The organism is Trichocoleus sp. DQ-A3 (assembly GCF_039961975.1).
GTDB lineage: Bacteria > Cyanobacteriota > Cyanobacteriia > Cyanobacteriales > FACHB-T130 > FACHB-T130.
In genome coordinates this window covers 104,731-119,417 of record NZ_JAMPKC010000010.1, presented here as the reverse complement: position 1 = coordinate 119,417, position 14,687 = coordinate 104,731, and the positions used below count along the sequence as shown (strand labels likewise).

The following is a 14,687-nucleotide window of genomic DNA, read 5'->3' as shown; positions in this document are numbered from 1 at the left end:
GCTATATCTATTTAACAAGTAAACTACCGCTGGAAGTTCTTGGACAATACAAAACGCCGCTTCTTTATCGCTCTCTTGCCGCCGCAAGAGATTCAAGACTACGCCAAAGAGATTCAGCAGCACTTCGCCCAAACCTATGCTAGCAAAGGTGCCCAGAAATCTCCCCCGCATATCACGCTGCAACCGCCGTTTGAATGGCAGGTAGAGGCAGTGCCAGTGCTGGAAGAATGCTTGAGAACGTTTGCTTCCCATCGTTCACCTGTCTTCATTACCCTGAAAGGGTTTGGAGCTTTTCCACCCCGTGTTATTTACATCAATGTTCTTAAGACGCCGGAACTGCTAGCGTTACAAGCCGATTTAATGACCGATATGGAGACAAACTTGGGAATTGTCGATGCGGTTTCCAAGCAGCGTCCCTTTGCTCCTCACATGACTGTTGCCTTTAGAGACTTGACACGGCAAAACTTTCATGCGGCATGGCCTGAATTTCAGGGGCGATCGTTAGAGTTTGAGTTCACTGCTGCTCAGCTAACCCTACTGATTCATACAGGGGAACGATGGGAAGTGAGCGCCGAATTCCCTTGTTTAGCGCGCCGGAGGTAAACAGGGCAAGCCTTTCAGCCAAGGTTGCGGCTGGTTGTGGCGCGATCGCAACCTTTTTTCTTTCGCTCAGAAAAACCCTCACTATAATAGCGAATCTTGTTCACTCAATTTTCCAATCTATCCGAGGGAATAAACGTTGATAAAGATTTGTCCTCTCTCCTGGTAGAGGTAGTGCAAGCTTGACTCTCACTATTGTGTTGTTATTAGTGTGCTGTCCCCACACGAGTAGATTGCTAAAGTGAGAGGAGTCAATGAAAAAAGTTAATGTACTTAATGTATCCATTGACAACTTGTCAAGAGCAGAGCTATTAACCAAACTCGATCGGGAAGGTGGTATCGTATTTACGCCAAACGTAGACCACCTGATGAAGCTGCAAACCGATGGAGATTTCTACAAAGCTTACAATATCGCTACTTATAAAGTGTGTGACAGTCAAATAGTATTGTACGCTTCTCAATTTTTGGGAACGCCGATTAAAGAAAAACTGTCGGGTTCAGATTTATTTCCCGCTTTCTATATGCACCACAAGGACAATGAAAGCGTTAAGATTTTCTTGCTGGGTGCTGCTGAAGGGGTGGCTCGTAAAGCTCAAGAGCGAATCAATAACCAAGTAGGCAGAAATATTATAGTCGCTTCTCATTCGCCGTCTTTCGGATTTGAAAAGAGCGAAAAAGAATGCCTAGAAATTATTGACAGGATTAATAAGTCAGGCGCTACAGTCTTAGCCATTGGCGTCGGTGCCCCTAAACAAGAAAAGTGGATATTGAAGTATAAAAATAAATTACCCAATATCAAAGTTTTCTTGTCTGTTGGCGCATCTCTTGACTTTGAAGCAGGTCATAAACCAAGGTCTCCACAGTGGATGAGCGACGCAGGAATAGAGTGGTTACATAGACTCTTATCCGAGCCACAAAGGTTATGGAAAAGATATTTAATAGACGATATGCCTTTCTTCTGGTTAATTTTGAAACAAAAGCTTAACCTTTATAAAAAGCCTTTTCAGGCAGAGAAGAAATCTGTGAAATTAGAACGAGTTAAGTGGGAATAAAAAAATTCTTATTTGAAGGGACGTTTGTAAAGTACCTATTGTTGTGATGCTGTAGCTTGCTTGTCGTAGGGTAAGCAGCCTTAGCAGCTATAGGCTTTCTGTTAAAATTTATGGTTGCATGATGGACGTTCCCCGGAACGTCTATTTTTGTGATGAGATATCTTGGCAGGCGATTAGACTACTTGAATTAGACTACTTGAGAAATTTCTCCCACCTTTCCTCAAGCTCTTTCTTTCCGATAAACGGGTAAGGCTGGGGTTCTAAATAGATTGTAAGGGCCGAGCGCATTCCGAACCCCTTCGCTACAACTGCGTCACGAGATGTATTTGCTTGCCGCCTTAGGAGGATGTTCCTGCTGGATTACTAATTGCCATAGTAAATTCCTCTGCCATTTGTACCAATAAAAACTAAACCAAACTGCTGCAAGCTTGCTTCCATCACATTTGGGCTATTGCCAATCGGATTTTTCGGATTACCAATCCTTTGCCATGTCTTCCCTCTGTCGAGAGAACGGAAGATTCCTTTGCCCATATTATTAATTTCTCCGTATACATACAGTGCTGGAATCGTGCTTCCCTGCTGTGGTTTTCCTAAAGAAAACAAATAGGATCTCTTAACTGCATTCATCTTAGAGAAGGTCTTGCCACCGTCTGTCGAATGGTAAAGTTGTTTCTTATCGAGACTCAGCCAAATTTCACCTTTAACTCCAGATACGGTTCTTAGCGAGTGCCAACTTTCATCGGGAAGTGATGAATTCACGACTTTAAAAGACAAACCTCCATCGGTACTTTGATAGAATTTGCCATTCTTATAGTAATAAAACGTGTTACCATCCACTTTGTCTGCTGCCAGCGGCAAAGACCAATTCCAAGGTCCCTTGGAACCCTTGGGTAAGCCAGTAACTTCTTTCCACGAAGCGCCTCCATCATCTGTGCGGAGAGCTTTATCTCCACTAACAGTGACAACAAATAACTTTGGATTAGTTGCTGACATCGCTATACGCATCGGCATCGTGTCTTTTGGAAATGAAGCAAATTCTTTCCAAGTTAAGCCGCCGTCTGTCGAAGTTGCTCCCGAATAAGTATTGTTCCAGCGATTACCGCCAACGCGCACCATTTGCAGGGGAGCTTTTTCATAGTAGGCAATGCTGTAGGTATCCTGGAACGAAGGGCCACTAGCACTAAAGGTTTTAGATGGATAATTGTCTAATCCCTTGTTGTGGTAAAACCCGTCTACATCTGCCACCCCACTCAACAACAACGCGCCACTCGGAGGCGCAGTTAAGGTGAAGGTGACAAGCTCTTCGTGTCCTTTTTGATAGTTCGTCCAGGCAGAGGGTTGTTTGTTAATATTGTCTGTCCGCCATATTCCGTACCAATCGGTAAACCAAACTCTTCCAGAAACGTGGGGGTCAAACTCAATCGCAGAGACAGAAGGATTGGAGAGCATATAGCTAGACCACCAAGGAACGGTATTGTTAAGCGATCGCTTCTGCTCTTTCCATGTAGTTCCGCTATCGAATGAGCGGTAAATTTTAGTATTTTTTCTCTCTTTTGTAGCAACAAGAATATCTTTAGGATTAGCAGGGTTAATGCTCAACCCATTAAAATCCTCTTTGGAGCCTTGTGGAGTAATGTTTTTCCAATCTCCATCTGTATACTTTCTAACTCCAGGACTTCCATTAATTGTTGTGTAGAGAGTGTTATTGCGACTTGTCACTAGCCGCATCGCTTTTTTTGGGCTTCCGTCAATCTTGCTCCAGGTAATGCCTGTGTTAGTAGATTTATAAATTCCATCACCATAGGCATTGGCATAGACTAAGCCAGGCTTATCTTTGTCAAAGACAATTGCTGTGATGCCGATATCTTTTTCCGGCTTTCCGGGAAAAGAAGTCACTTTAGTCCAGTTCGCGCCAGCATCTGAAGATTTCCAAAGCCCATCGCGCCGCGAACCAAATAAAATCATTTTGGAATTAAACGGATTGATGACGAGTCTCTCTCCTACCTCCCGCCTATCTTGGTTGCCGCCCATTGGCAAGTCCAAATCCAGCTTTTTCCAGGTTGTACCTCGATCGTTAGACTTAAAGATAGTTCCAGGCTCATCCCAGACGTATTTGCCTGCGGCAATATAAATAATATTTGGATCTTTTGGATCGAGGGCTAGGGCTTCTCCGCCGTAGTAATTGCTCTTCTCTAGTGGAAAGTGGTCAGTTAGCGGTACCCAGCTTTTATTTACTGAATTCCAACGATAGAAGCCACCCACATCAGTTTTGATGTAAACAAGATCCTTCTGTAGCGGATGCAGAAAAATACCCGTAACATAGCCCCCTCCGCCTATTGCAACATTCGTCTCCCCCAAAGACACATTGGTTCGGTAATTGCGGGAAATGACGACTTCTGCCTGTCCTGATGCACCGTTAAGGATGTTGCTAGCAAGCCAGATGTGCTGAAGTGCGACTGTGGCAAACAGAGCAATGACAGCAAAGCGAACCGTTCGAGCTAACGAAAGGCTTGGTTGGGCGCTAAATTTAGTAATCAGCTTGAAGGCGATATGGGCGAGGCAAATCCCGATGGCGAAGACTAATAAGCTAGTCAGAACTGGTTGGACGCTTGCCAGCCCTGCAAATGTAACATTAGCGATCGCTTCAATGGTTGACCAATGATTAATAGCTGCATTAAACATCGTTGAGCCTCAAATCTCATAATCAGCTACTTCCAACTAAGGAATTATAGCTGACTATACAGATTTGACGGGTTAAGTCTTAACTAATGCCTAAGGTGACTGGGCTACTTTCTTTTAAAACTCTTGCATCAAGCATATCTAAAATTCTGCTGTCCTGCGTCATATCGAATTTTCGGGCAAAGTGAACGTCCCTTCTTATAATTGCTGAGTAATCTTCAGCATTTAGAGTACGAGGATGACCGTGGCGAGTCCCAGTCCAATCAATATAGCGTTTATAGTCGTTACACAAATGAAATTGCCCGCTATTGACTAAAACCGTTTGGACAAAAGATTCATCAGGAATACAAGTCTTTTTATAGTAATTAATTAGATCGGGGTTATGCTGGCAAAAATGATGTAAATATTCGACACACTTCCTCGATAGAGTCTTGAAGTAAGACCCTGCATAGCATTTAAAGTTTTCATTGAATGGAGATGAAGTCGTACGAACTCCTAGCATCAGCCCATAGGAAGAATTTATTCTCACCAAAGGCTGGACATTATTAATGACCATGCGAGGAATTTTGACGATAGCGCGTTTCCACAGTGGTAAATATTGACCCGAACGCCAGTACTGATAGAGATAGCGATCGCTACCTTCCCGGCTTCCCCAAAGATTTCCCTCTAAATCTGAAAGTACATCAAAATACTCTAAAAAGCCATCAAAAAGTGATTCCGCAAGAAACTTCTCAATTTTTGGTAGCGGTTGAATCGGATAGTCTTGGCCTGTAATATTGGCAAGCCAATCAAATTCAACATTATGGCTAAAAAGCCAGTCAATGGCATTCAGATAACCTTGAACAATGGAAAAATCTCCTCGTCCTCCCGTACCCCTAATTACATTCACTCCTGGGAATTCGTGAAAGGCCGTTACGTCTAAATGGCAACCCCTAAAGTCATGGCTAATCAATATCTGAGATTGGGGACTTGATTTTTTTAGAGTTTGCACTAGTCTAAAAATCTGTTCGGGATTTTTATGACTTTGAATCAGATATAAAACTTTCACGATCTTCAACCTCCAGAAAACAACTGCACGAAAAAGTGAACGCAGCAATCTGCCAAAGTGTTGTGCATAACACTTCGGATGTACCCTAAGTAGAGATAGCTAGATTCAACCAGGTCAAGGTATTAAAAAAACCTGATTATCTGCTCTCTATGCGGTAACAACAAAATTTGCAACAATTGTCAAACTAGAAATGCCTGCATAATAAATACTGGTGATTTTGTGCAAGCAAAGTCATAAATTGACAGAGAAATCTGTGTTCAAAAACTTAACTAAAACTGTTTAACTGCAATAGCATCGACAAAGTTAAAACAGCAGTAAATAGGTGCTTTCACTGGAAATCAGGCACTCTAGAATAGTTAAGTTCAGAATGGTAAATAGTACACCTGGTATATAGACGAAATGTGGGTTTATTTGGTTCCCGGTTTTCAACCGAACCTTGTTTTATTGTTTCACCCACATAGACATAGATACTAAACTCTGTACCCTAGGAAAAAAATCTCTGTCTTTTAACCATGTCCAAATTCAGTAATGGTGTACAAAATTAGATTCTTCACGACAGGCTATGACCTTTTCGTTGCACCCAATTTTTTACATTTACAGCTATGGTCATAATTAAAATCCCAGTCTAAGGAACTCTTTAAGGGACTCAAGCCACGCTTGCAATCCTAGTCGCTTTACGCTTTACATCTTGTTACAGTGCCTATCTTGCAAGCGTCCCCCTTAAGATAGACTTTACTTATGCGATTTGTCCGCCTAAAGTAAAACATTAATATATTTCCTTTAAAATTAAAATAACAGTAACAAGCAATACCAATCTTGCCTGCACAAAACTAGCATAATAAAAAGTACTAGAAAATTAGCTAATTGCCACTTTGCAGATAGCTCAAAAAGTATTCAGGCAAATTTTTCTGTTACTAAGGCATTGCTAAAAAATTCCAAGCAGAAGATTTTAGAAATTCATCCCGACTCAGCGGAGCTAAACCATCTACCCAATTTTTTAGCTTAAAAATTTTTAGACCACACTCATTGACAAGCAGATCATAAATTCTGCTATCGTGCCATTTTCCGTCTTTCAATGTGCCATCAACCCATTCTTGAGAATTAATTAAGCCACTTTCAAAAACTAAGTAAGGTTTATAAGTTTTTAATGTTCTGATAGCACCTCTAAAAACCTGCAATTCTACCCCTTCTACATCTACCTTGATGAAATGAATCTTAAGGTCTGGGGCTAATACATCATCAAGTCTCTGAGTTTTAACAGTGATTGGTTCCATAAGTGCATCAGGAATATGGCTTTTACAGCATTCTTTATCCAGGCTACTTACAGCAGGAGCATTCACTACATACCAAAAAGTAGTTTCTGCCTCCGAATCACTCAAAGCTGTTTCTCTTACCTCAACAGTTGGAAATTTTTTTCTAAGCCTACTGGCTAACCGTGGTATTGGCTCAAATGCATAATGAAATCCTAGAGGTGAAAACTGTAAAATTTTGTCAAGTAAATCGCCCGTGTTACAACCAACATCAATACAGTTTGAGTCTTTTGCTAAAACACAAGACATTATTTCAATCGTGAAAGCATTGTCTTGTCTATTAAGAATGTCACTGCGTCTAGGAGGATTTACTATATCTAAAAATGGTCTAACGACCGGATCGAGAAATGAACCCTTAATTGTTTCTTTGAAAAAGTTTTTTATTTCTAAGAAAATTTTCATGGTCTAGCTGCTCCAGTCACTAAGACGCCACTATACTAACATCAATTAATGCAACGTCAAGGTTTTATTGAAGCAGTTAGATTAATTTTATTAGAAGTATAAAAATGTTGATTATAAAGATTAGCTAGACTGATCTTGAAGAATACGGCGTCTTTGAATAAGCCCAGTCATTTTGGCAGCAAGAGCCTCTATTTGGTAATAAACAGGATGGGGTAAGAAGCAGAGCAAGTAGGCAGCTGCTAAGGTCATCAGCGTGCGGCGGGGTTGCTCCAAAAGGATGCGCCAGTGAGCAGCCAAGGCTCGGTGCATTAGCTGCACAGCCATTGAGCCTGCTTTTAAACGGACTGCACTTCTCGCTAAATATCGCAGTTGATATGCTTTAGTAGGGTTTTCCCATTCAGCGATTAATTCTGGAGCGTAGGAGCGTGTTTTTTCAATTACCCTTTCGAGAGCTTCTAATTGCTTCAGCAAACTAGCTGAAAGACCTCCCGCGTTTACCCGATACAGTGTCAGCGCTTCAGGAATCCCCTCAATTTGCCAGTTGGTTTGGAGGAGGATGCGAAGCCAGCATTCTATATCCTCTGCCTGACGAAAATTATCATCAAAATAAAAATCTTCAACAGTCCCGTAAAGATTATCTTGAAATTTAATCTCTTCAAATACCTCTCGCCGAACTACGGGAGCAGAACCATTTCCAACTGGATTGTCGCGAAGTAAATCGGGTGGTGTAATGTCCTTGAACTTGGGCATCAGATACGTACCCAAGGGATTTCCTGTTGCATCGATAAAAGCAGAACGGCTAAAGCTAATCCCTACCATCGAGGAATTATCTAAATGTTCGAGATGTTTCTCTAATTTTTCCGGTAGCCAAAGGTCATCGCCATCTAAAAAAGCTAAATAGTCGCCATGAGCATGGCGGATTCCAGTGTTTCTTGCTCCAGCGAGTCCTCTATTTTTCTGGCTAACGATTTTAATTCTAGGGTCTATAAACTGCTGGCAAATTTCTACAGTTCTATCGGGAGAGCCGTCATCAACTACAATAATTTCAAAATTTTTGTATGTTTGAGCTAGAACCGATTCAATTGCAGCAGCTATATAATTTTCTACTCCGTAGGCTGGAATAATAACCGAAAATTTTTTCATGAAAAGTACCATTTTCTTTAAGTTGCTTGAAAAATTCTTTCGTCAAGCATATCTAATACTTTGCTGTCCCGGTTCATGTCAAATTTTCTAGCAAAGTAATATTTATCTTTAATTAAATTTGGAAAATCTTCAGATGTGAGGATGCGGGGATGACCGTGTCGGCTGTTCTCCCAATCAATATAGCGCATATTGCGGGGATAAAAATTAAACAACCCACTATTTAATAAGATGGTTTGCATAAAAGATTCATCGGGAAGGCGAACTTTCTTGTAGTAGTTCACCAAATCAGGATTGACAGAGCAAAAATCATGAATGTATTGAATGCATTGTCTAGAAATTGTTTTAAAGTAAGAGCCTCCATAGCATACAAATTTGTCATTAAATGGAGCTGAAGCGGCCCGTTGCCCGATGATGAGTCCATAGGAAGAATCAATCCGCACAAAAGGCTGAACATTATTAATAAGAACTCGAAAAGGTTTGAATAAGGCTCTTTGCCACTTGGCTAATTCTATACCTGACCACCAGTATTGATAGAAGTAGCGATCGCGCCCGTCTTTAGCTCCCCAAGTACACTTATCAGAAAGCACATTAAAATAATCAAAAAATCCATCGTACTCGGTTGCAGCCAGAAAATTCTCAAATTTTGAGAGCGATTGAGTCGGATAGTCTTGACCTGTGAGATTAGCTAGCCAATCAAATTGAATATTCTGGGTTAAAATCCAGTCAACAACATCCAAATAAGCTTGGGTAATTGAGAAATCGCCTCTTCCAACTTTCTTGGCTCTCAGTACTTTAACATTCGGTAAACTCTCGAAGAGTTCTACATCTATTTGACTAGCATTAAAGTTATGACTCATCACTATATAAGAGTCATTACTGGACTTTTTAATAACTTTAACCAGCCGATAAATTTGCTCCGGATTGGTATGGGTTTGGATTAGGTAGACAACCCTCATATTCTGCAACCTATTTTGATGGCGAGCGGGTGTTTATAAAAAAGGTTCTATCGTTATGCCAATTGACGGGAACGATCTTGAAGAATGCGTCGTTTTTGGGCGGCTCCTGTCATTTTTAAGGCAAAACTTTCCATCTGGCGGTAGAGAGGACGTGGCAGTAGCCACAGCGAATAGGCAGCTCCCAACGTCAAAAGTGTCCGCCGGGGTTCGTCAAGAATCATGCGCCAGTGGGTAGATAAGGCGCGGTGAGCCATGTCTACAGCGGTTGGGGCAGCTTTCAGCCGGACTGCCCACCGGGCTAATTTCCGCAACTCGTAGGCTTTAGCTGGGTTTCCATACTGAGCAATCAAATCTGGAGCATAGGAGCGGGTTTTTTCCAGCACCTTTTCCAAGTCTTCTAACTGCTTGAGCAGATTTGCTGAAGCCCCTCCGGAATTAACTCGGTACAGCGTCAAAGCTTCAGGAATGCCTTCGATTTGCCAATTAGTCTTTAAGGAAATGCGAAGCCAGCATTCGACATCTTCAAAATGTCGCAATCTTTCATCGAAATAACAATCTTTTGCAGTACCCTGAGGAGCATCTTGAAACTTAATAGCTTCAAAAACCTCTCGCCGAATCACCGGAACTGAGCCATTTCCAATCGGGTTACGGCAGAGGATCAAGGGTGGAGCAATATCCTTGAGTTTAGGCATTTGATAGATACCTAATGGCTGCCCCGCTTCGTCAATAAAAGCAGAGCGGCTAAAGCTAAGCCCGACAGTTGGTGAATTTTCTAGATGCTCAATATGTTTTTCCAGCTTTTCTGGTAACCACAGATCGTCTCCATCTAAAAAAGCAAGATATTCTCCTTGAGCATGGCGAATTCCTGTATTTCGAGCGGCGCAAACCCCGCTATTCTGCTGGCGAATAATCTGAATTCGAGGATCTGTGAATTGCTGACAAATTTCTACACTTTGATCGGGAGAACCATCATCAATAATTAGAAGTTCAAAATGTTTGTAGGTTTGGTCTAAAACTGATTGCACTGTAGCAGCTATATATTTTTCGACTCCATAGACCGGAATTATGACAGAAATTTTTTTCATTTTAATTTTGAAAAATTGTGAAAAAATAATATTTGCTACAGCCAGCACTTCCTTGTGATTAACTGCCCCCTTACTCTGACTGACTTATAGTAGGAACATCCGTTGTCATGGACGTACTGGGACGCAAATTACCAAATTTACGGGCTATGGCAGAAACTAAACGACGCGGTTTATGAATCAACAAATTATAAAAGGTGAGGGACAGCCGCTTCTGATAGGACTTTGGTGCAAGACGAAACGAAACATCTTGAGCGTTTGTGTTACAAAGTTCGCTAGGTATTTCAGCGGAGGCAGTTTCTTTAAATGCTTCTGTTAGTTGAATAGCTAAATTAGGAAAACCTAACTTTTCTGCCATTTCTACGATCAGATGACCGTCATAATTAATGTATTGTTGATGTTTGAAATCTCCACAATAAACAATGCCAAAATCCAAGTATTCCTCTAGCTCATTGGCTAAGCGCACCAAAAGAATATCGCGCTCAAGCGGATCGAGCGTATCAATGCGGTGAAAAATAGCGGGAATCGTCTTTTTATTCCAGGATAGCGTTGCATATCTAGCAAGATACTCCTCAATCTCTTTGCCAACAACACGTTTTACCTGTTCGCGTTTGGCATTGGAAATGCCTTTTTTCCCGTTTCCAAAGTCACCATGAGTATAGGTAGCATGAAGCAGACCTGTTGCTACTATCTTTGCAGGTACATGAAGAGAAACCAGGATACTAGCAGTGCTGACTAGATGGGCGATAAACGTCTTACCTGAGGCTCGAAAAGCACCTGTGAACAGCTGCATTGTCAGCTGATAAGCATCACGGATGCGGTTAATATCGTTGCTTGAGTAGCCTTCTGCACGTAGCTGGTTGAAGAGTTGGATGTTTGTTTGGGCAAAAGAGTGCATAGTTTTGTTGTTGATTGGGATGCTTCATTTTTGTTGCACTCGGCTTAGGCGAATTCCGATGATTTTGCCTGGTTTAGTGCATTTACAAAAATTAACAATCATTGAACGGCTTAGGCAAAACCTCTCCCTGAAGAAGGAAAACCCAAACAACATTTCAATTTCAACAGGAGCGTTCCTGAAAAAGCGGGGAATCGCTTAACACAGAACAAGTTTAGTAATAGCATCCACTTTTCCAAGGTAGGAGTACGACTAAAAAAGTCTGTGGATTGCGATCGCTTTCCCCACTTGTTTTCTGGATGAAGACTTAGGTTTTGGCTGTGTAAGGGTATTTATCGTCGAAGCGATCGCACCTTCTTTTGGCACCTTCGTTTCGTCGTTCTACACCCTTACACGCCAACCTAACGGGACGATGCCGTCACTGTAGGCTTCTTCTCCGGTATTGCAGGCATCTGAGGTTGTAGCCCTTTCGCTTGCAGGCGAGCCTGACGATTCGTGAGATAACGGTTAAACACCTTATCTAGAGGACGCAACACTTTTGCCACCCCGCCCCCAGCAAGACCTAAAGTCAGGCGGCTACCAATTGGGTTCAGGATTGTCACGTATCGCCGCCATCCCAAGCGCTTGTAGCGATATTTGAAGTACCCGTCCTCGTCCAAATTCCATTTATCGCGCAAGCGATGCAAGCTATTGAGTTCCCAAGCGTCGCTCCAACGCAGCATATAGAAGAGCATATCTGAAGGCTTCAGTGGCGGGCCTGGAACATAAGTGACAAGAGACGCTGGCTCAAAGTAAACGCTACCACCCGCCTCAACGACTGTCATGCAGAAATCGAGGTGTTCTTTAGTATTGAACATTTGTTCATCGAGCAAGCCGACTTTCTCAAAGATTTCAGCGCGAACCAGCACGCAATGGAATTCTGCTAGTTCGGTTTGTTGACGTTTGAGCTTGGGTCGCACCTCCGCTACTTTCTGACCTTGCTTGTACATTTTCTCGCGGAGACGCCGTCTGGGGTTTTCGCCGACTTTTTCCAGCCAAATGTGGGCTTCTCCACCGGCAAAATGGACAATTTCGTGTACCGGAGTGCCTTGGCAGGTCAGGGGACCCACTACGCTAGCGTTTGTCTCTTCAGCGCACTGAACTAAGCTTTCTAACCAGCCTGGGCTGACGATCACATCGTTATCGATAAAGACGAGATACTTGGTTGTAACCTGACTCAGACCGAGGTTTCTGGCGCGGTTTGGAGTGAGGTAGTGATCGGTGCGAATGATTTGAAATCCTTTTTCAGTCGCTTGCTGTTGCAAATAACGCTGAATGTGAGCGGGTGAACCCCCATCTACGTAAACTAACTTGAATGGGACTGATGTATGTTCGTAAATGCTTTCCAGCGACTCGCGGGCGCAGCTGAAACGTTCGCGGGGTGAAACAACAATCGTAACTTGGGGATCTAACATCAGGAACTCCTCGCTAAAGACTAAACAATTTATCGGCTGTTTTGTTTGCTATGCATCAACTCAGCTAGATAGGGAAAAAACTTGTTTGTGTTTAAAGTCTGTACTGTGTAGTTGCCCGGTGTCGCTTGGGCAGGTCTGTTTTACACAGGCAAAGACTGGAGATTGTGGTAAGACCAGTAAGCTCCCTGCTGGGCAAGCAACTCGTCATGCCCTCCCTGTTCGATAATTCGACCTTTCTCCATTACCACAATTTTGTCGGCATTCCGGACAGTAGCCAAACGGTGGGCAATCACAATTACAGTCCGGTTTGTTCGCAAACGTTCCAGTGCTTCTTGCACTAACTGTTCTGACTGCGAATCTAAGGCGCTGGTGGCTTCATCGAGAATCATGATTTCCGGGTCGCGCAGCATTGCCCTAGCAATTGAAATGCGTTGTCGTTGTCCTCCGGAAAGCCTAACGCCTCTATCTCCTACCACTGTGTCGTATTGGTTGGGCAACTGACAGATAAATTCGTGGGCATTGGCAAGGCGGGCTGCCTCAATCACCTTTTCTCTGTCCATTCCCTCTAAACCGTAGGCAATGTTATCCAGAAGTGAGGCATTAAAGATGTAGGTGTCTTGGCTAACGACTCCGATGTGCTGGCGTAGCGAGACAACATCGTAGTTTCGGATATCTTGACCGTCGATCTCGATTACACCGTCGGTCACTTCGTAGAAACGGGTAACGAGAGATGCCACAGTGGATTTCCCGGCTCCAGAAGCGCCAACCAGCGCCACAGTTTTGCCACGAGGAATTTCTAGATCCAAACCGTTGAGGACGTAAGATCTGCCGCTGTAGGCAAATTTTACATTTTGGAAAAGAATGCGATCGCGCAACCCTGTAAATTTCTGGTTTCCATTAGGAAGCGGATATTTCTCTGGTAACGAGAGCGCCTCCGTGACTTTCGTTAACGCTGGCAGAGACTCTTGGACAGAACCCCTCGCTGCATTCACCTTTTTCAGTACCGGAACAATTCTAATCAGAACCAGCATGAATATCAGCAGCTCTGCGGTCGTGAGCAGACCCTTGGAGATAAACAAAGTGTAGCTACCGACTAGAACTACCATCGCCGCCGCCAAAGTCGCTAACTCTGTCAGCGGGTCGATGATGTTTAGCTTCTTAGCTAGCCCGATGTTTGCCTCCATATAATTGCTACTGATCTTATTGAAGCGGTTCAGTTCAAAATCTTCCGCACCATAAGATTTAACGATGCGAACACCGCCTAACGTATCTAAAGCCATCGCGTTCAGAGTGCGTTTAGCAGTGACAACTAAACCCCCCGATGTCTTAATCTTTTTCAAGAAATAACTGAGCCATAAAGCAACGCCTGTAATCAAAAATGTCGTTAGAACCGTCATTTTCCACGACACGATCACCAACGTTCCCAAATACGCGATTAAAATCAGCAGGTTGGTCAAGCCATAAAAGAAGTTAGTCAACAGCTTGTTTGTTTCCATCACCTCTGTATGTAAGGTGCTGGTTACTTTACCCATCTGCACATTATCAAAAAATTCAATGGGCGAATATAAATAGGTTTGATACAGCCGTTTCCTCAAGCGTTTGATGACGGCTTCCCGATAAATGGAAGTCAAGACTTGGGAAATGTAGTAGAAATACCCTTTTAAAATTAAAGAACCCATGAGGACTAAGGCAAACAAGCTAATGAGCGTTCCTTTACCTTGCTGCGCTAGCCAACTGTTCAACCCTTCCGTTAAAGCCATTTGAGGAAGAAGCGTTCCACCTCCTTCATTCAAAATTACTTTTAGGAAAGGAATCATCAATCCGATTCCTACACTATCTAGAATAGAAGACAAAATCATTGTCACTAAACCTAGATAGAGAGTTTTCTTCTGCACCTCCAAAATCAGAGAGGTCAGTTTATCGAATTTTCCAATTCGCTTCATTAAGCCCAATTTTAATTTTGCTTTAGCCTCACGCAACCTTGTTTCTCGTCCGAGTGTCTGACTTCGACTCATAGTGTCTACCGCTACTGAACCTTTGAACAGCCAATCGTTGATTGCTAATTC

General features: G+C 42.8%; 11 protein-coding genes. 2 read left to right on the top strand and 9 right to left on the bottom strand.

Translation table 11 applies throughout. The features are described 5' to 3' along the window. The first annotated feature begins 39 nt into the window (after positions 1-39). A complete protein-coding gene (locus NDI44_RS16530; RefSeq protein ID WP_190411181.1) occupies positions 40-603 on the top strand; it encodes a 2'-5' RNA ligase family protein in 564 nt (187 codons plus the stop codon). 251 nt (positions 604-854) lie between these two features. Then, entirely contained in the window at positions 855-1,652 is a 798-nt protein-coding gene (locus tag NDI44_RS16525; protein WP_190411180.1) for a WecB/TagA/CpsF family glycosyltransferase, read from the top strand. 363 nt (positions 1,653-2,015) lie between these two features. Here NDI44_RS16525 and NDI44_RS16520 read toward each other — a convergent pair whose 3' ends face one another. The 9 genes from NDI44_RS16520 to NDI44_RS16480 all read right to left on the bottom strand — a co-directional run bounded on the left by NDI44_RS16520 (position 2,016) and on the right by NDI44_RS16480 (position 14,636). Next, positions 2,016-4,334 carry a hypothetical protein gene (locus NDI44_RS16520; RefSeq protein WP_190411179.1) on the bottom strand — a complete coding sequence of 773 codons (2,319 nt, stop codon included), beginning with the start codon at positions 4,332-4,334 and terminating at the stop codon, positions 2,016-2,018. 79 nt (positions 4,335-4,413) lie between these two features. Further along, entirely contained in the window at positions 4,414-5,379 is a 966-nt protein-coding gene (locus tag NDI44_RS16515) for a beta-1,6-N-acetylglucosaminyltransferase (protein ID WP_190411178.1), read from the bottom strand. Positions 5,380-6,293: 914 nt separating this feature from the next. After that, positions 6,294-7,091, bottom strand: coding sequence for an FkbM family methyltransferase (locus NDI44_RS16510; protein ID WP_190411177.1), 798 nt, complete (start codon positions 7,089-7,091; stop codon positions 6,294-6,296). 120 nt (positions 7,092-7,211) lie between these two features. Beyond that, positions 7,212-8,234 carry a glycosyltransferase family 2 protein gene (locus NDI44_RS16505; RefSeq protein ID WP_190411176.1) on the bottom strand — a complete coding sequence of 341 codons (1,023 nt, stop codon included), beginning with the start codon at positions 8,232-8,234 and terminating at the stop codon, positions 7,212-7,214. A 17-nt stretch (positions 8,235-8,251) separates the two neighbouring features. Next, the gene (locus tag NDI44_RS16500; protein ID WP_190411175.1) at positions 8,252-9,190 is read right to left on the bottom strand and encodes a beta-1,6-N-acetylglucosaminyltransferase; all 939 of its coding nucleotides are present in this window, start codon (positions 9,188-9,190) and stop codon (positions 8,252-8,254) included. 53 nt (positions 9,191-9,243) lie between these two features. Further along, the gene (locus tag NDI44_RS16495) at positions 9,244-10,275 is read right to left on the bottom strand and encodes a glycosyltransferase family 2 protein (protein ID WP_190411174.1); all 1,032 of its coding nucleotides are present in this window, start codon (positions 10,273-10,275) and stop codon (positions 9,244-9,246) included. Positions 10,276-10,345: 70 nt separating this feature from the next. Continuing rightward, positions 10,346-11,170 carry a DUF6817 domain-containing protein gene (locus tag NDI44_RS16490; RefSeq protein ID WP_190411173.1) on the bottom strand — a complete coding sequence of 275 codons (825 nt, stop codon included), beginning with the start codon at positions 11,168-11,170 and terminating at the stop codon, positions 10,346-10,348. 398 nt (positions 11,171-11,568) lie between these two features. After that, complete coding sequence (locus tag NDI44_RS16485; RefSeq protein ID WP_190411172.1) at positions 11,569-12,621, bottom strand: glycosyltransferase; 1,053 nt, start codon at positions 12,619-12,621, stop codon at positions 11,569-11,571. A gap of 140 nt (positions 12,622-12,761) precedes the next feature. Further along, positions 12,762-14,636: an ABC transporter ATP-binding protein gene (locus NDI44_RS16480; protein ID WP_190411171.1), complete on the bottom strand. Its 1,875-nt coding sequence runs from the start codon at positions 14,634-14,636 to the stop codon at positions 12,762-12,764. Between the last annotated feature and the right edge of the window lie 51 nt (positions 14,637-14,687).